Genomic DNA, 17,164 nt, shown 5'->3' with positions numbered 1-17,164 from the left:
CCCAGACGAGTGCCACCTGATCGCGAGTGTGCACCACGGCACCGACAACGGTGGGGAACCGCGCGCTGACTGTGTGCGATCCGTCGGCTGTCACCGGCCAGGGAGCGGGCGTCCGGAGGGCATCCGGCGGGGGTGCGTGGGCGGCCCGCGCACCCCCGCCGTGGGGTGTCAGTTCAGGCCGGGCAGGGCCCGCTCCAGGATCGCGTCGAGGCCCGCCCCGGCGGGCAGGGTGCCGAACGCGTTCCCCCAGTCGCCGCCCAGCCGGCTCGCGCAGAAGGCGTCCGCGACCGGGTGCGGGGCGTGCCGGACCAGCAGGGAGGCCTGGAGGGCGAGCGCCATCCGCTCGACCAGCCGGCGGGCGCCCACCTGGTCCGTTTCGGCCAACTGGTCCTTGAGCGCGGCGACGGCCGCGTCCAGGCGGGCGTCCGCCCCGCGCGCGAGGGCGAGTTCGGTGAACAGGGCCTCGGCGGTGTCCGGTTCCCGGCCGAGGGCACGCAGCACGTCGAGCGCGTTGACGTTGCCCGAGCCCTCCCAGATCGACAGCAGCGGCGCCTCCCGGTAGTGCCGGGGCATGCCCGAGTCCTCGACGTACCCGTTGCCGCCCAGGCACTCCAGTGCCTCCGCGGTGAACGCCGGACCCCGCTTGGTGACCCAGTACTTGCCGACGGCGGTCGCGATCCGCCGGAAGGCGCGTTCCCCGGCGTCCCCGCGCACCGCGCGGTCGGCCGCGCCGGCCAGCCGCAGGGTGAGCGTCGTCGCCGCCTCCGACTCCAGCGCCAGGTCGGCGAGGACGTTGCGCATCAGCGGCTGGTCGATCAGCCGGGCCCCGAACGCGCTGCGGTGCCGGGCGTGATGCCCCGCCTCGACCAGCGCCTTGCGCATCAGGGTCGCCGAGGACATCACGCAGTCCAGCCGGGTGCAGTTGACCATCTCGATGATGGTCTTCACGCCCCGCCCCTCGGGACCGACCAGCCAGGCGACCGTCCGGTCGAACTCCGGCTCGGAGGAGGCGTTGGAGCGGTTGCCCAGTTTGTCCTTCAGGCGCTGGATGCGGAAGGTGTTGCGGCTGCCGTCCGGCAGCACACGCGGCACCAGGAAGCACGACAGCCCGGCGGGGGCCTGTGCCAGTACCAGGAAGAGGTCGCACATCGGAGCCGACGTGAACCACTTGTGCCCCTGCAGGGTGTACACGCCGGGCTCACCGGTGGGCGTGGCCACGGTGGTGTTCGTCCGGACGTCCGACCCGCCCTGCTTCTCGGTCATGCCCATCCCCGCCAGCAGCCCCGGCTTCTCGGCCGGTACACGCAGTCCGGGGTCGTACTCCCGGCTGGTGAGCAGCGGTTCGTAAACCTTGGCCAGATCCGGCTGGGCGCGCAGCGCGGGCACGGCGGCGTACGTCATCGAGGTCGGGCAGCCGTGGCCGGCCTCCGTGTGCCCCCACACCAGACCGCCCGCGCTACGGGCCACATGGGCGCCGGGCCGTTCGTCCGCCCAGGGTGCTCCGGCGAGGCCCTCGGCGACCGCCGTGCGCATCAGGTGGTGCCAGCTCGGGTGGAACTCCACCTCGTCGACGCGGTGACCGTAGCGGTCGTGGGTGCGCAGGACCGGCTCGTACCGGTTCGCCAGGTCGCCCCACTCCTGCGCCTCGGCGCTGCCGGCGCGCGCCCCCAGCCGCCGGATGTCCTCCTCGGCCCACCCGGCGCCCTCCCGGCGCAGCCCTTCCAGCAGGGCCGGGTCGTCGGAGGCGTCGTAGGGAGCCAGGGGCGGCGCCTGGTTGGTGACGTCGTGCGTGGCGTACGGCGGCTGAGGCTGCGACTGCGAGGGCGACTGCGCGGGAATCGAGACCATGCGAGCATGTTGCACCTTTCCTGCGGTTGTAGCAATGATGCAATACGGAGGGCGCACGTACAGTACGTGCCCATGCGCATGAACGTCCCGCCCGAGCCGGAGAAGGCAGGCCTGCGACCGCTGTCCGCGCGGTCGGTCGTGCTGAGCCTGCTCCTCGGGGCGCACCCGGCGGAGCTGCCGGTGAAGGACCTGGTCCGGTTGGTGGAGCCCTTCGGCGTCGGCGGCTCCACACTGCGGGCCGCGCTGAGCCGGATGGTGACCGCGGGAGACCTGCGCCGTACGGACGCCGTCTACCGGCTCAGCGACCGGCTGCTGGCGCGCCAGCGGCGCCAGGACGAGGCACTGCGGCCCGGCACGCGCGCGTGGGACGGCGACTGGGAGATGGTGGTGATCACGGCGACCGGTCGCGGCCCCGCCGAACGCGCCGAGCTGCGCACCCGGTTGTCCGCGCTGCGCCTGGCCGAACTCCGCGAGGGCGTGTGGCTGCGCCCGGCCAACCTCGACCGTGGCCTGCCGGACCTGCTGCACTCCGTGGCCCGCACGTACACCGCGCGCCCCGACGAGCCCCAGCCGGACCTGGTCGCCCGGCTCTGGCCGCTGGACGGCTGGGCGGCCACCGCGCGGACGCTCCTTGCGCACACGGCAGCCGCCCGGAGCCCCGCGGACCGCCTCACCGCCTACGCCGCGGCCGTACGCCACCTGCTCACCGACCCCGTCCTGCCACCCGCGCTCCTGCCCGCTGACTGGCCGGGGGAGGCCCTGCGCACGGCCTACGCCGGCTACCAGCGGGAGTTGGCCGCGTCGGTGGGACTCAGGGAGCGTGCCGCATGACGCCCGCGGCCCTCGAACGGTTCCTGCGGGCCCGGCTCCTGGAGGAGGAGCGGGTGGCCCGCGACGCGATCACCGCGGCACCCGGCGCGGTCTGGGGCGTCATGGCGGACCACATCGAGCAGGTACTCACCTCCCAGGACCGCGGGACCACGCACACGCCACTGGCGCAGTTCAGCGCCGAGGACCCGGTGCGGCTGCTCGCCCATGTGGCGCGCCATGATCCGGCGCGCGTCCTGCGGAACGTCGAGGCGGGCCGGGCGCTGCTGGCGGAGCACCGCACGGCGGAGGACGGCCGGTGCCGCACCTGTGCCGCCTCCGCCCGAGGAAGCCGGCAACCGGCCCCGTGCGCCACGCTCCGGCTGCTCGCCCTGCCGTTCGCCGCGCATCCCGAGTACGACGAGGCGTGGCGCCCGTAGCCGGCCCGGCCCGCTTGTGGGCGATGTCCGAAACGGACTACGCGCAGTACGTCCCGTCAGGCCCGCCGTGGGTGGGCGGCTCCTCGCCGGTGCCGGCGCCGAGGTACATCCGGCACGTGCCGATCTTCCGGCCGGAGTTCCCGACGATGGTGATGAGGTTGACCGTGCGCTTGGACTGCGCCTTGCAGGTGCCGCACGAGCGGACCACGGTCTCACGGGCGGCGGGGTGGGGCGGCGCCCGGATGTCCGGGCCGCGGTGTTCACGGCTCCCAGGGGGTGCCGGCGCTCGTGCGGGGGCGGTGAGGGTGGCGCCGAGGCGGTCCGAGGAGTTCCCTGGGAAGAGTGGCGCCCCGGGCGGAAACGGGGGATGACCAGCGCGGTGGCGGGCACTCGGTGGGGCACGTAAGGCGAACTCACCCGAGGAGAGTCATGGCTGAGCAGAAGTCGTCGTCGGCCCTCACGGCGCCCCTGCACGGCGCGGCCTCGGTGCTGCGCAGGGTGCCGGGCGCCGGCATGGTGAGCAGGGCCGCCGAGGGGACGCTGGACAAGGTCGGCGCGGTGTCGCCCCGCGGGCGGCGCATCGCCGTGTACGCGGGGGCCGGAGTGCTCGGCGCCGCGGGCGTGGTGGAGTGGCCCGTGGCCCTCACGGGCGCCGCCGTGGCCTGGCTCACCCAGCCCCGGCCCGCACATCCGGCCGACAGCGGGAGCGGGGCCGGGCCGGGATCCGAACCCGCCCATGACCTCGGCACCGCGGCCCTCGGGTCCGGCCACGGCGCCGGGGCACGCAATGCCGGCGGCACGGGCGGAGCGGCGTCGGCCGGAGCCGGGGACACGCCCGGCGACACGGGCGCGGCGGCCACCGGTGGGGATGGCACGGACGCGGCCGGGAGCACCGAGGCCTCGAGCGGGACCCCGGCTGCCGGCGGTGCCGGGGCCGCCGCGGGCGACCGGACATCCGGCGGCGGCCGGACCCACGGAAGCAGCGGGTCGTCCGGCGGCGCCCGGACCTCCCACGGATCCGGGGCCTCGGCAGGCGACCCGGCATCCGGCGGCGGCCGGACCCATGGAAGCAGCAGGTCGACCGGCAGCGCCCGGACCCCCCACGGTGCCGAGGACTCGGCGGTCAAGCCGTCCCCCGGTCCGCTCGGTCCCACGGCGCGGCCCGACCGCACCACGCTCTGAGGAGGGCCATGGTGCTCGGACTGCTGGCGGCGCCCGCGGCCGCCGTACGGATGCTGCCCGCCGCACCACGGCTGCTGGCGCGGGCGGCCGCGCCGGCGGTAGGGGTGGCTGCCGGTGCCGCCGCGGGTACGGTGCGCGCCGGAGTGCGCGGCGCGGACGCCGCCGTACGCGTGACACGGGTCGCCCGCAACGCGCTGCCCGGCGCCGGCGACCACTGGCGGGCCGGTGCCCGCGCCCACCTGGCCCTGCGTCCCGCGGAGCGCGAGCACGCACGGCACCCGGGCGGCACGGCGCATCTGGCGCGCCGGATCGCCGAGACGCTGGCCGAGCGGCCCGACGTGCTCGTCGCCTACTGGGACCAGGGCCTCGCCCGTCTGGTGGTGACGGCGACCGGCGAGGAGGCCGCCGACCGGGTCGTGGAACACGCCACCGAGCTGGCCGAGCGGCACGGACTGGTGCTGTCCGCCGACGACGTGGAGGAGACCACGCATCCCGCCGACCCGGCCGGGGTGCGCGCCGCCGCGGCCACGCTCGCCGCCGACGCGGTCGGTATCGGCGCCGCGCTCACCGCCTACTCGCTCCGGCTGCCGCCCTCCCCCCGCCTGGTCACCGCGGTGGTGACACTGCTGCGGGAGAACCCGCGCTTTCGCTCCTGGCTGCGCGCCCGGCTGGGCGACACCCGCATGGATCTCGTGCTGGCCTGCGCGAACGCCGCCGCCCACGGCGCCGGGCAGACCCCCACCTCGCTCGTGCTCGACGGCGCCCTGCGGGCCTGCCAGGTGGCCGAGACGGTGGCCCGTGCCGCCGCCTTCGACTCGGTGCACGACCAGCTGTGCGCGCCGGGCCGTGTCAGCCTCCCGGCGGACGGCGCCGCCCGCCCGCCGCTGCGGGAGTCCCCGGCCCAGGAGTACGCCGCCCACGCCTCCGCGGGCAGCGTGCTCGGCGCCGCGGCCACCCTCCTGGTCAAGCACGACGCCACCGAGGCGGCGGAGGCGGTCCTCGCCGGCTCGCCGAAGGCCGCCCGCTACGGCCCCGCCGCCTTCCACGCCGTACTGAGCGCCGCGCTCGCCCGCACCGGCGTGCTGGTGCGCGCCCCGGAGCGGCTGCGCCAGCTGGAGATGGCCGGCACGGTCGTGCTCCACCCCAGCGTGCTGCGCACCGACGACGGCGAGGCCGACCCGTGGGCCGAACCCGTCCTGGACGCGGCACGCCGGGCGGGACTGCGGGTGGTGCTCGTGGACGACCCCGCCCTGGAGGACTTCACCGGCCTCGCCGACCAGGTCGTGGACGCGCGCCGGCCGCTGGACGACGTCGTGTACGAGGCGCGCGGCGACGCGGGCGCGGTGCTCGCCGTCGCCCGGGTGGGCTCCGCCGACGAGCACGGGGTCCTGGCCGGGCTGCGCGCCGCCGACCTGGCCCTCGCCCTCACCGACCACGACGGCGCCGTGGTCTGGGGCGCGGACCTCCTGGCCCTGCACGGGCTGCCCGACGTGTGGCGGGTGCTCACCGCGATACCGGCCGCCCGCACGGTCGGCCGGCACGCCCAGACCCTCGCCCGCTCCGGCGCCGCGCTCTCCGGCCTGCTCGTGGCCATCGGCGAGTCTGGCGGCGGTCGCGGACGCCTCGCCGCGCTGCCCGGGATGCGGCACGCCCCTGTCGACATCGGCGCCGCCTCGGCTCTGTTCTCCGGCATCAGGGCCGCACTCGGCGTGGCGGCGGCCCGGCCCCCGCACCCGCGTCCGCGCGTGCACTGGCACGAGCTGGACCCCGATCAGGCCAGGGAGCGGCTGGGGCACGAACCGGCCGCCGAGCGCACCGAGTCCGACGGGCTGACCGCCCGCGTGCGCAAGGCCGCCGCCGGTGTCGCCCGGCACCCGCTCGCCGCGCCCGCGCGCTGGTCCTACCGGCTCGGCGGGGCCGTACGCGGCGAACTCCACGACCCGCTCACCCCGGTGCTCGCCGTCGGGTCGGCGGCGTCCGCGATCCTCGGCTCGGTCGTGGACGCCCTGCTGGTCGTCGGCGCCCTCGACCTGAACGCCCTGGTCGGCGGCGTCCAGCGGCTGCGCGCCGAACGAGCCCTGTCCGGACTGGTCGCCGAGCAGCAGCAGAAGGCGCGCGTCGTGCCGCCGGAGGCGGAAGCACCGGCGGGCGGCACGCGCACCGTGGACGCGGGCAAGCTGCATCCGGGTGACGTGATCCATCTGAAGGGGGACGACGTGGTGCCCGCCGATGCCCGGCTGCTGTGGCAGGAGGGCCTGGAGGTCGACGAGTCGGCCCTGACCGGCGAGTCGCTGCCGGTGGAGAAGCACACGGACCCGACCCCGCACGCCCCGGTCGCCGACCGGCGCTGCATGGTCTTCGAGGGGACGACGGTGGTGGCGGGCCAGGGCCGGGCCGTCGTGGTCGACATCGGTGAACGCACGGAGGCCGCCCGCGCCGTCCACCTGGCCGCCCGTACCCCCCCGGCCGCCGGTGTCCAGGCCCGGCTGCAGGAACTCACTCGCAAGGCCCTGCCGTTGACGCTGGCGGGCGGCGCCGCGGTCACCGGACTCGCGCTGGTCCGCGGCACCCCCATCCGGGACGCGGTCAGCGGTGGGGTGGCGGTGGCCGTGGCGGCCGTACCGGAGGGGCTGCCGCTGGTGGCCACGGTCGCGCAGCTGGCCGCGGCCCGGCGCCTCAGCCGCGGCGGCGTCCTCGTCCGCACCCCGCGCACGCTGGAGGCGCTGGGGCGCATGGACACCATCTGCTTCGACAAGACCGGCACACTGACCGAGAACCGGCTGCGGCTGGTGCGCACCTCCGATGCCGACGGCACGGTCCGCACGGTGGACGACAGCGGGTCCGCCGGCACCGTACGGGCCGCCGCGCGTGCCTGCCCGCAGCTCGACGGCGGCAGCGACCGTCCGGTGCACGCCACCGACGAGGCCGTGCTGGCCGCGGCCGGTGCCGACCCGGACTGGACGCAGCTCGCGGATCTGCCGTTCGAGGCGGCACGCGGATACGCCGCCGCCGTCGGCCGGTCCGGGGACGGACCGCTCGTGCTCGTGGTCAAGGGCGCTCCGGAGACCGTGCTGCCCGCCTGCTCGGGTCTCCCGGGGCACGCCTCCGAGGCGGCCCACGCGCTGGCGGCGGACGGCCTGCGGGTGCTGGCGGTGGCCGAACGGCGGCTCGACGTGGCCGAGGAGGAGGCCGCTGACGCCCTCGAACAGCCGCTGGGAGAGCTGGAGTTCACCGGCCTGCTGGCGCTGTCCGACGTACCGCGCGAGACGTCCACGGCGCTGGTGGCGGGGCTGATCAAGGCGGGCGTACGACCGGTCATGCTCACCGGCGACCATCCGCAGACCGCCCGGGCCATCGCCGCCGATCTGGGCTGGCCCGAGGACACCGTCGTGGTCACCGGGGACGAGCTGGCGGCGGCGGACCGGGCGGCCAGGGCCCGGATGCTGCGGGACGCGGGCGTGGTGGCCCGGGTGGCGCCCGAGCAGAAGCTCCAGGTCGTCGAGGCGCTGCGGGACGCGGGCCGGGTCGTCGGCATGGTCGGCGACGGGGCCAACGACGCGGCGGCCATCCGCGCCGCCGACATCGGCGTCGGCATCAGCGCGCGCGGCTCGGCCGCCGCCCGCAACGCCGCCGACATCGTCCTCACCGACGACGATCTGACGGTCCTGATCGACGCGGTGGGCGAGGGCCGGGCGCTGTGGCACAGCGTGGCCGACGCCATCGCCATCCTGATCGGCGGCAACGCGGGCGAGGTCGGGTTCGGCATCCTCGGCACGCTGCTGTCCGGCCGGGCGCCGCTGTCCACCCGGCAGATGCTCATGGTCAACCTCTTCACCGACCTGTTCCCGTCGATGGCGGTGGCGGTGACCGAGAAGGACGACACGCCCGGCACCGTACGCACCCGCAGCGGATCCCCGGAGGAGGCCTCCGCCGTGCTCGGCGCACCCCTGCTCCGGCAGATCCGGCACCGCGCGCTCACCACCTGCCTGGGCGCGGTGACGGCCTGGCTGATCGGCCGCTTCACGCCGGGCAGCGCGCGCCGTTGCAGCACGATGGCGCTGTGCGGGGTGGTCGGTACGCAACTCGTGCAGACGTGGCTGGACCGGCGCGACAGCCGCCTGGTGCAGATCACCTGTCTGGGTTCCGCCGCGGCGCTGGTCGCGGCGGTGCAGACCCCGGGCGTCAGCCACGCGGTCGGGTGCACCCCGCTAGGCCCGGTCGGCTGGGCCGGTGTCCTCGCGGCGATCGCCCTGGCCCTGGCGGGCCAGCGGGTGCTACCGCGCCTGGAGGAGACGGTCGGCCGCCTCCTGCCGGGCTGAGCACCGGGCGATGCGGTGTGCCGACTGCCGGGGTGTGGGGTGGAGGGGCTGGCGGTTTGCCGATTGGCGGGGTGTGGGTGGAGGGGTTGGCGGTTTGCCGATTGGCGGGGTGTGGGTGGAGGGGTTGGCGGTTTGCCGATTGGCGGGGTGTGGGGTGGAGGGGTTGGCGGTTTGCCGATTGGCGGGGTGTGGGGTGGAGGGGTTGGCGGTTTGCCGATTGGCGGGGTGTGGGGCGGAGGGGCTGGCGGCCTGCCGATTGGCGGGGTGTGGGGCGGAGGGGCTGGGCGGTCGGTTGTTGCCGGATTGCACGGCGTAGGGGCCGGTCGGCCCGCCGCCCTGCCGCCCCGCGCCGGGCAGCAGCCGACCGGCCCCTTGTAACCCGGCCGTGCGGCGGACAGGCCCTGGTCGGACCGGCTGGCGGTCCGCTGGAACAGGGCACCCTGGCCCTCCGCCTCGACCAGGAGGAACGCGCCCACCTCTACGGCCTGGCCAACCGGGCGGCCAACGGGCGGCCGACCGGGCCCCGGGGCCCCCGCCCGAGCACGCGGTGCGGGCCGGGACCCGGCAGCTCGGGGAGACGGTGCGGCCATGCCCGGCCTGCGTCCTCAACCGCACCGACGACATCCTCGCCGCGAACCCCGGGAGCATCGCCCTCCTCGCGGACATCGCCGAGTGGCCGCCGGAGCGCCGCAATCCGATCCGGTACACGCTCCTGCACCTGACGGCCGGTACGCGCTACCCCGACCGGCGCAAGGCGGCGGCCGACAGTCTCGCCCAGCTCTAGACCGACTCGTCCCGGAGTCGCTCGACAGTCTCCTGGCCGCCGCCGCAGCCACCACCTGCCGGCAGACCGGCCGACTCGGCGAGCGCCTCCCAACCCGCCTTCGCCGGAAGGTGGTTGAAGAGCACGTTCAGCACGATCGCGGCCAGGCAGCCCGCACTGATCCCGCTGTTCATCACCGTCTGGAACCAGTCCGGGAACCTCTGGTAGACCGTCGGCACACCCACCGGCAGCATGCCGATCGCCACCGACACGGCGACCACGGTCAGATTGCCGTTGCCACGGAAGTCCACCCGGGCCAGCGTCCGCAGCCCGCTCGCCGCGACCGTCCCGAACATCACCAGTCCGGCCCCGCCCAGCACCGGCGCCGGGATCGCCGCGACCACCGCGCCCAGCTTGGGCAGCAGGCCGAGCAGCACCAGGATCCCGCCGGCCGCCGCGACCACCCAGCGGCTGCGCACCCGTGTCATGCCGACCAGGCCCACGTTCTGCGCGTACGCCGTGTACGGGAAGGTGTTGAACACCCCGCCCAGCACGGTCGACAGACCGTCCGCCCGCAGCCCGTCGGCGAGCGAGCGCGGCTGCACCTTCCGTCCGGTCAGCTCGCCCACGGCGACGAGGTCACCTGTCGTCTCGGTCATCGTCACCACAGCCACTACCAGCATCGACACGATCGCGGACGCCTTGAACCGCGGCACCCCGAAGTGGAACGGCGTGCTGATCCCCACCCAGTCGGCGTCCCCGACCCCGCCGAAGTCGGTGAAGTGGAAGGGCACGGCGACCGCGAGACCGATGGCGATGCCGATCAGTACGGCGGCCCGGCCGAGCGAGGCGGGCCCGAACCGCTGCACGGCCAGCACCACGAGCAGCACGAAGGCGGCCAGTGCCAGGTTCTTCGGCGCGCCGAAGTCCTTCGCGCCGGCGCCACCCGCGGCCCAGTTGCCCGCGACCGGCAGCAGGGAGAGCCCGATGACCAGGATCACCGTGCCGGTCACCAGCGGCGGGAAGAAGCGCAACAGCGTGCCGAAGACCGGCGCGAGCAGCATGATCGCAAGGCCTGCGACGATCACCGCGCCGTAGATCGCGGGCAACCCGCCGCCCGTCGTCCCGATCAGCACCATCGGCGAGACGGCGGCGAACGTACAGCCCTGCATGATCGGCAACCGGACGCCGAACCGCCGGAAGCCGACGCACTGGATCAGCGTGGCGATCCCGCACACCAGCAGGTCGGCGGTGATCAGGTACGCCAGGTCCGCGGGCGACAGCTTCATCGCGCCACCCACGATCAACGGCACGGCGACGGCACCGGCGTACATCGCGAGCACGTGCTGCAGCCCGAACACGGCCAACTGCCGTACCGGTGGGATCTCGTCGACGGGGTGGACGTCCGCGGTCGTGGTCATGGGGGCTCCGTCAGCGGCGGGGAGTGGCATCCGAACAGGACGAGACCGTAAGGGCCTTGAACAGTTTGTTGATTTCCGCTCTGTTGCCGGTGTGTGTCATGCCGCCGAGGTCATGCCACCGCGCGGCCGGGCCGTGGCGCTACGCCGACCGCGCCGCCGTGAGCAGTGCGTCCCAGTCGGCCAGCTTGACCACGCTCCGCCCCAGCCGCGCGCCCAGTGCCGCCTCGGCCTGCTCGATCGCCAGCCACCCCGCCCAGGGCACGGGTTCGATCCCGGCCGCGCGCAGCGCCGTCAGCGGATCCTCCGGCAGCCGCTTGCCGAGCAGTGCGGGGGCGTCCGCGAGCAGGGACGTCACCGTCTCCTTGGCGCAGGGCCGGTTGGTGCCGATGACACCCGTCGGGCCGCGTTTGATCCACCCGGCGACATACTCGCCCGGGGAGGGGGCGCCGTCGCGTACGACGCGCCCCGCCACGTTCGGTACCGTGCCGCTCGCCGCGTCGAACGGCAGCCCGTCCAGCGGCACTCCGCGATAGCCCACCGAGCGCAGCACCAACTGGGCGGGCACGTCCTCGAACCGGCCCGTGCCCGTCACCCCGCCGTGTCCGTCCGGTGCCGTCCGCTCGAAGCGCACGGCGCCCACCCGGCCCCCGTCCGCGAGGAGTTCCACGGGGCGCAGGAAGAACCGCAGGCCGACGCGCCGGACGGCACCGGCCGGGGGCCGGGCGGCCCAGTCGCGGAGCACCTCCACATTGCGGCGCTGTACGGCGGGCAGCTCCGCCGGGTCGGCCGGATCCAGCGCCAATTCGGCCGGGTCCACGGTGACTTCGGTACCGGGCAGCGCGCCCAGCTCGCGCAGCTCCTTGGTGGTGAAACGGGCCTGCGCGGGGCCACGCCGGCCCACCATGTGCACCTCGGTGATCCCGCTCGCCGCCAGCGCGTCCAGCGCCGCCTGCGGGATGTCCGTCGGGCGCAGCTCCGCGGCACCCCGGACCAGCATCCGGGTCACGTCCACGGCCACGTTGCCCACGCCGATGACGACGGCCGAGCGTACTCCACGCAGGAAGCCGGCGTCGGCCGCGTCCGGATGCGCGCTGTACCAGGCCACGAAGTCGGTCGCGGACCAGCTGCCCGGCAACTCCTCGCCCGGGATCCCCAGCCGGCGGTCGGTGGCGGCGCCCACGCAGTACACCACCGCGTGATACGGCTCCCGCAGCCGCTCCACCGGCAGTCCGCCCGGGCCGCCCACCCGGACCCCGCCGAGGAAGCGCACCCGCTCGTGCTCCAGCACCGTTCTGAGGCTGCCCTGCAGCGACTTGATCTTCTCGTGGTCCGGAGCGACACCGTAGCGGACCAGGCCGTAGGGGCACGGCAACCGGTCCAGGACGTCCACGCACACTCCGGGGTCGCGCTGAACCAGGGTCTGGGCGGTGTAACACCCGCTCGGCCCCGAACCGACGACGGCGACACGCAGCACAGCGGTACTCCTTGCCCGAAGGAGGGTGTGCGGACGGTTCCAGCATGGCATCCCGGGGTCCGCAGCGGCAGGGGCCGGCGGGGTGACGCCGACGCGTGTCCGTTCGTATGGAATGCGATCATGCGGTTACGTTGCGTGTGTGCTAGAAGCATCCTTTCTTGATCTTTCTGATCGGGACGCGGAGGACGGCGCCGTGTCCGTGTGGCCCGCGTGGAAGGTGCGGGAGCACGGCGGCACGACGTCCTGGTACCAGGTCCTGCTGGCCTTCCCCGACGGCGCCCGGGTCGAGGCGCTGGCCGTCCTGCGTGACGGACGCGTCTCCATCGAGGACGTCAGCGCGCAGCCGGCCCTGTCCCTCACCGACCTGACGGTTTTCGCGCGATGGATCGAGGCGCCGCTGCTGGAGTCGTGCGGGGTGGCGGCGGGGCGGCCGTACGAGGACGGGGGCGACCGGCGGCCGGAGGAGCGGCACGAACGGGAGGCCGCCGGCAAGGGGCGGGAACGGGAGGCCGCCGGCACGGAGCCCGTGCCGGAAGCGGGCGGCATGGAGCGCGCCCCGCAAGCCGTCGCCCCCGAGCACGCACCAGAGGCCGCCGGCAGGGAACAGGCCCCGCAAGCCGTCGTCGCGGACCGCGCGCCGCAAGCCGACGGCAGGGAACGCGTACCGGAGGCAGACGGCGAGCAGGACAGTGCGCTGCACTACACGGGGCCGCGTCGTGCCCGGTCGGGTTGGCCGCGTGGCAACGAGGGCCGGCGGCTCGTCGCGCAGGAGTACCGCGCCGCCCAGCAGCAGGGCTCCGACCCGGTGCTCGCCGTGATGAGCGCGACCGGACACAGCCGTCGCCGCTCCCTCAGGCTGATCGCCCAGGCGCGGGACGCGGGGTATCTGACACCCCGTCATGTGCGCCGCCACTGAGGCGGGTTGCCGCCTCCTCAGGAGTGACTGGGCTGACCGGGTCGGCTGGGACGCTCTTCCGTGGCGAAGAACCGGGACAGGTCCTGTTCCCGCGCCTCGCCGCCCGTCACGCTCTCCGGCGGCACCCCCGACTCCCAGTCGAGCCCGTACCGCTGGAACAGTTCGGCCCGCAGCGCCCGAACGGGCATCGGCACGCCCGGCACCAGTGCCGAGTACACCGCGCCCATCAACAGGGCCCGCAGCAGCGGATAGTCGGCAAAGACGTCCTCGGAGCCGTACCGGGCGACGGTGTCGCTGAGCAGCTCCGACAGCCGGCGCTGCTCCGGGCACTGCACGAAGCCCTCCGCCTGCAGCAGCCCCGCCATGTGCTGGCGCATCAGCACCGGGCGGTCGCGGGCCAGCCCCAGGATCGCGTCGATGGTCCGGGCGAGCCGCTCCCGGCCGTCCTCGGTGCGCGGTTCCCGCTCCAGCGCCTCTTCCAGCGTGCGGTGCATCAGCCGGTGCACGGCGGACTGCACCAACTGGCGCTTGCCGGGGAAGTAGTACGACACCAGTCCGCGCGCCGACCCGGCCCGGTCCGCGATGTCGCCCAAGGTGGTCGCCTCGTAGCCGCGCTCGTCGACCAGTTCCACGGCGGCCTGCAACAGCCGCTCCCGGGAACGCCGCCGCAACTCTTCATTGACCGAGGCGCTGCGCGGGGACATCCTGTAACTCCTGCGTTGACTGGCTGCCAGCCAACTATACTCATCGCAGTGGGCGCCGCCGTGCGCGGGCCGCCCTGTCCAGGGCTGCCGTCCGTCTGGGGCGACGCGGGGGATCGTCTCAGACGGACGGTACCGGAACGAGTCCTTTTCGCCGCGCTGCCAGGGCGGCCGGCCGGTCCGCCGGCGGCCCCGGGCCTCAACCCACCAGGTCCAGCACGGGAAGCAGCGCGTCGGGCCGGTCCGTCACCGGCAGATGGTCGACGAAGTGCACCCGGCAGCCGAGCGCGGTCGCGCCGCCGTCCGCCTCCTTGCTGTCCCCGACCATCAGCACCTGCCGCGGATCGGCGCCCAACTCCGCACAGGCGGCGGAGAACAGCCGCGGGTCCGGCTTCTGCACGCCGTGCTCGTACGACAGCACATACGCGTCCACATACGGGTCCAGGCCGTGCTCGCGGAACACCGGCCGCAGGTCCCAGCCGACGTTGCTGACCACGCCGACGCCGATCCCGCGCTCGCGCAGCGTGCGCAGCACCTCGGCGGCGTCCGGGTACGGGACCCAGGCGGCGGGGGTCATGTGCCGTTCGTACAGCGCGTCGTGCAGCCCGGGGTCGGGCAGCGGCACCCGCCGGGACAGGCCCGTGTAGGCGGCCCGGTGCAGCTCCGCGCTCTCGTCCCGTACCGCCCAGACCTCGGTCAGATCCTCCGGCAGCTCCACCGGGTCCGCGCCGCCCGCGAGCGCACCGGCCTTCTCCAAGGCCCGTGCGGTCTCCAGCAGTTCGGGTTCGGGCAGGGTGTGCCCGGTCCGGGTCAGTACCGCACGCAGCCAGGACTCGGTGGACTCGACTCGGAACAGCGTCCCGGAGAAGTCGAACAATACGGCAGTCATGCGCTCGACCCTATCCGGGCCCGCCGGCAGACGTATCGGCGTGGCGACGGCGAAGCCACTCGTGCACCACCACGGCCAGGGTCACCAGCAACGCCCCGAACAACCAGCCGCCGAGCACGTCCGAGGGCCAGTGGACACCCAGCCACACCCGGGTGACGCCCACGCCCGCCACCGAGACCACGGCCGCTGCCACGGCCGTACGCCACCGGGCACGGCCCGGGCCGAAGCGGTGCAGCAGCCACAGCAGCAGTCCGCAGACCACGGTGGCCGTCATGGCGTGACCGGAGGGGAAGGCGGCGTAGTGGGCGGAGTCGAGGGGGTCCGGCCACACCGGGCGCGGCCGGCCGACGGCGTCCTTGACCGTCTGCTGCACGATCCCCGCGAGGGCCACGGTGGCCGCCAGCCACAGCGCCGTCCACCAGGCGGCGTACCGCCACACCAGCCACACCGCGGCCACCGCGCCCACCAGCCGCATGGTCAGCGGGTCCCACACCCAGTCCGTCAGCACCCGGAAGACGTGCGTGAGAACGTGGTCGCGGACTGCCCAGCGGTGGGTCGTTCGGGAGATGTCGCCGTCCATGCCGAGCAGTGGGTGCCAGTGGATCACGACCAGGACCGACAGCAGCGCGCAGCACAGGGTGAGGGCGGCTGCGAGGAGTGCGGCGGTGCGCAGGGTGCGTGGGCGGGGCGGGAGCGGGGCGGGGCTGTGACGCATGCCGCGATCCTTGTCGATCGGGCGGCCCGTGGCCACCAACCGGCGGGCCCGTGCGGCGTATCGTACGGTCGGCCTCAGCCGAGCGCCCGCAAGCCGGGAACCAGGGCCACCAGCACCGGGATCACCGGCACCAGTGCCGCGACCGCCGTCAGGCGCAGCCGGCGCAGTGCGGGGAGCCGGTCCGGGGGAGTCAGCAGTCGGTGCACACGCTGCGGCACATGGGCCTGAGGGGTGGGGCAGGGCCCGAACACGCCCCGTCCCTCGTTGAGTTCGACCAGCGCCAGCGCGGTCGTCAGCCTGCCGAAGCGCCGGGAGGCCATGTCGTCGGCGGCGAGCTCGACCAGCCGGTGCATCTCGTCGCGGAACGCGGCGAACACCGGCACCTGCGGGAACCCGCCCGCCAGCGCCGCCGAGCAGTGCAGCAGCCAGTCGTGCCGGGCCTGCGCGTGACCCTGCTCATGGGCGAGGAGCGCGTCCAGCTGACGCCCCTTCAGGCGACGCAGCGCGGCCGTCGTGATGACCAGCCGGGGTGCCGTACCGGGCAGCCACCAGGCGTCGGGCCGCTCGCCCTCCAGTACCACCAGCGGGCCGCTCGCCGGCTCCTCGCCCGGCAGCAACGGGGCCCGCACGAGGAGTCCGGCCCGGCGCGCGCGCCGCCGGGCACGGGCCCGTCCGACCTCGCGCGCCAGCATCGCGAGGTTCCACAGACCGCCGGCGGCGAGCAGGACGGCGGTGGCCGCCGCCCAGGGTCCGGCCGCGCCCAGGGCGTAGGCGTCCACGACGGCGCGCGGAGCCCGGGCGAAGACCTGCCCGCGCACTGCCTGCCAGGCCGCCGACGCGCTGAGCGTCATCGACAGCAGACAGCACAGCAGCACGGCCGCCACGACGCACTGCCACACCCAGAGGGCGACGACCGGTTCACGGTCCGGCCAGTCGGCCCGGGCGATCAGCCGCGGGGCGACGACGGCGGTCAGGGCGCCGAGCAGCAGCAGGGTCACGGGGACCATCATGGTCAGCACCCTATGAGCGCGAGGCCGCTCACGGGTACGGTCCGCGGCACCGAAGTGACGCAGACAACGCATCCGTGCCGGGCGGCCATGGGTCACATGGCTCACATGGTGAGCAGCATGGCCACCATCCCGATCCCCATGGACAGCCGGCAGGCCCGCGCCACCTCCGGCCGGTCGCCCCAGCCGGCCGGGCCGCCGCCGGCCCCGGCCGCCGGCACGGCGGCGGGCACCAGACGGGCGCCGGCGAGCAGCACGTACCCGGCGAAGTACGCGAGCAGCACGCCGGTCAGCAAGGGCACCCCGGAGCCGTCGTGTGCGTGGTGCGCGCCGGCCGGGGCCGTGGCCATCACGACCGCCATGTAGACCATCGCGGCGGCGCCCACGAGGTGGTGCAGATGATGCGGGGCGGCGCGCGCGGTCCACAGCGCACGCAGCGCCGCCGCGCCGAACACGGCCGCGTACACCGGCCACGCCCAGCTCGGCGGCGTGAACACCGCCGCCGGTACGGCCATCACGGCCATACCGAAACCCATGAGCGCCTCGCCGCCCGCGGCCCGGCGCTGCTCCTCGACACCGCTGCGCATCCGCAGCAGGCAGTACGCGCCGGTCGCGGCGCACAGCGCGACCAGCAGCCACGCTGCCGGCACCGGTCCGTGCACACGCACCTCCCCGCTCGACG

15 protein-coding genes are annotated in these 17,164 nt (G+C 75.0%); 6 read left to right on the top strand and 9 right to left on the bottom strand.

The features are described from left to right. Positions 1–168 precede the first annotated feature (168 nt). The gene (locus tag ACZ7GZ_RS33675) at positions 169–1,848 is read right to left on the bottom strand and encodes a DNA alkylation response protein (RefSeq protein ID WP_471030102.1); all 1,680 of its coding nucleotides are present in this window, start codon (positions 1,846–1,848) and stop codon (positions 169–171) included. A 72-nt stretch (positions 1,849–1,920) separates the two neighbouring features. Between ACZ7GZ_RS33675 and ACZ7GZ_RS33670 the strand changes: the two genes are divergently transcribed. Then, a complete protein-coding gene (locus ACZ7GZ_RS33670; RefSeq protein ID WP_471030100.1) occupies positions 1,921–2,679 on the top strand; it encodes a PaaX family transcriptional regulator C-terminal domain-containing protein in 759 nt (252 codons plus the stop codon). Then, complete coding sequence (locus ACZ7GZ_RS33665; RefSeq protein WP_471030098.1) at positions 2,676–3,095, top strand: DUF6221 family protein; 420 nt, start codon at positions 2,676–2,678, stop codon at positions 3,093–3,095. The genes ACZ7GZ_RS33670 and ACZ7GZ_RS33665 overlap by 4 nt, the downstream gene beginning before the upstream one ends. A gap of 37 nt (positions 3,096–3,132) precedes the next feature. On the opposite strand, the gene ACZ7GZ_RS33660 is transcribed toward ACZ7GZ_RS33665, so the two are convergent. Next, entirely contained in the window at positions 3,133–3,303 is a 171-nt protein-coding gene (locus ACZ7GZ_RS33660; RefSeq protein ID WP_471030095.1) for a hypothetical protein, read from the bottom strand. Between the two features lie 221 nt (positions 3,304–3,524). Between ACZ7GZ_RS33660 and ACZ7GZ_RS33655 the strand changes: the two genes are divergently transcribed. From ACZ7GZ_RS33655 to ACZ7GZ_RS33645, 3 genes are all read left to right on the top strand, one after another. Beyond that, positions 3,525–4,277 carry a hypothetical protein gene (locus ACZ7GZ_RS33655; RefSeq protein ID WP_471030093.1) on the top strand — a complete coding sequence of 251 codons (753 nt, stop codon included), beginning with the start codon at positions 3,525–3,527 and terminating at the stop codon, positions 4,275–4,277. 8 nt (positions 4,278–4,285) lie between these two features. Beyond that, positions 4,286–8,596 carry an HAD-IC family P-type ATPase gene (locus ACZ7GZ_RS33650; RefSeq protein ID WP_471030090.1) on the top strand — a complete coding sequence of 1,437 codons (4,311 nt, stop codon included), beginning with the start codon at positions 4,286–4,288 and terminating at the stop codon, positions 8,594–8,596. 547 nt (positions 8,597–9,143) lie between these two features. After that, positions 9,144–9,380, top strand: a complete 237-nt coding sequence (locus ACZ7GZ_RS33645) for an MmyB family transcriptional regulator (RefSeq protein ID WP_471030087.1) — start codon at positions 9,144–9,146, stop codon at positions 9,378–9,380. Here the strand turns inward: ACZ7GZ_RS33645 and ACZ7GZ_RS33640 are convergent. Further along, positions 9,377–10,780, bottom strand: a complete 1,404-nt coding sequence (locus ACZ7GZ_RS33640) for a nucleobase:cation symporter-2 family protein (protein WP_471030085.1) — start codon at positions 10,778–10,780, stop codon at positions 9,377–9,379. The two genes, ACZ7GZ_RS33645 and ACZ7GZ_RS33640, sit on opposite strands and share 4 nt — an antisense overlap. A gap of 139 nt (positions 10,781–10,919) precedes the next feature. After that, entirely contained in the window at positions 10,920–12,254 is a 1,335-nt protein-coding gene (locus ACZ7GZ_RS33635; protein WP_471030084.1) for an FAD-dependent oxidoreductase, read from the bottom strand. Positions 12,255–12,366: 112 nt separating this feature from the next. Here ACZ7GZ_RS33635 and ACZ7GZ_RS33630 point away from each other — a divergent pair, with 112 nt between their 5' ends. Beyond that, positions 12,367–13,170, top strand: a complete 804-nt coding sequence (locus ACZ7GZ_RS33630; protein WP_471030082.1) for a DUF6214 family protein — start codon at positions 12,367–12,369, stop codon at positions 13,168–13,170. A 17-nt stretch (positions 13,171–13,187) separates the two neighbouring features. On the opposite strand, the gene ACZ7GZ_RS33625 is transcribed toward ACZ7GZ_RS33630, so the two are convergent. The 5 genes from ACZ7GZ_RS33625 to ACZ7GZ_RS33605 form a co-directional block, all read right to left on the bottom strand. Continuing rightward, positions 13,188–13,874, bottom strand: a complete 687-nt coding sequence (locus ACZ7GZ_RS33625; protein WP_471030081.1) for a TetR/AcrR family transcriptional regulator — start codon at positions 13,872–13,874, stop codon at positions 13,188–13,190. Between the two features lie 196 nt (positions 13,875–14,070). Next, complete coding sequence (locus tag ACZ7GZ_RS33620) at positions 14,071–14,760, bottom strand: HAD family hydrolase (RefSeq protein ID WP_471030079.1); 690 nt, start codon at positions 14,758–14,760, stop codon at positions 14,071–14,073. A gap of 10 nt (positions 14,761–14,770) precedes the next feature. Then, entirely contained in the window at positions 14,771–15,475 is a 705-nt protein-coding gene (locus ACZ7GZ_RS33615) for a phosphatase PAP2 family protein (protein ID WP_471030078.1), read from the bottom strand. Positions 15,476–15,549: 74 nt separating this feature from the next. Continuing rightward, on the bottom strand, positions 15,550–16,485 hold the full coding sequence (locus tag ACZ7GZ_RS33610; protein WP_471030077.1) for a M56 family metallopeptidase: 936 nt from the start codon (positions 16,483–16,485) through the stop codon (positions 15,550–15,552). 101 nt (positions 16,486–16,586) lie between these two features. Next, positions 16,587–17,144, bottom strand: a complete 558-nt coding sequence (locus ACZ7GZ_RS33605) for a DUF5134 domain-containing protein (RefSeq protein WP_471030074.1) — start codon at positions 17,142–17,144, stop codon at positions 16,587–16,589. Positions 17,145–17,164: the final 20 nt, after the last annotated feature.

This window comes from Streptomyces sp. NPDC037288 (genome assembly GCF_055603265.1).
Note: the sequence above shows the minus strand (reverse complement) of the source record. Positions and strands in the feature narration are given on the sequence as shown.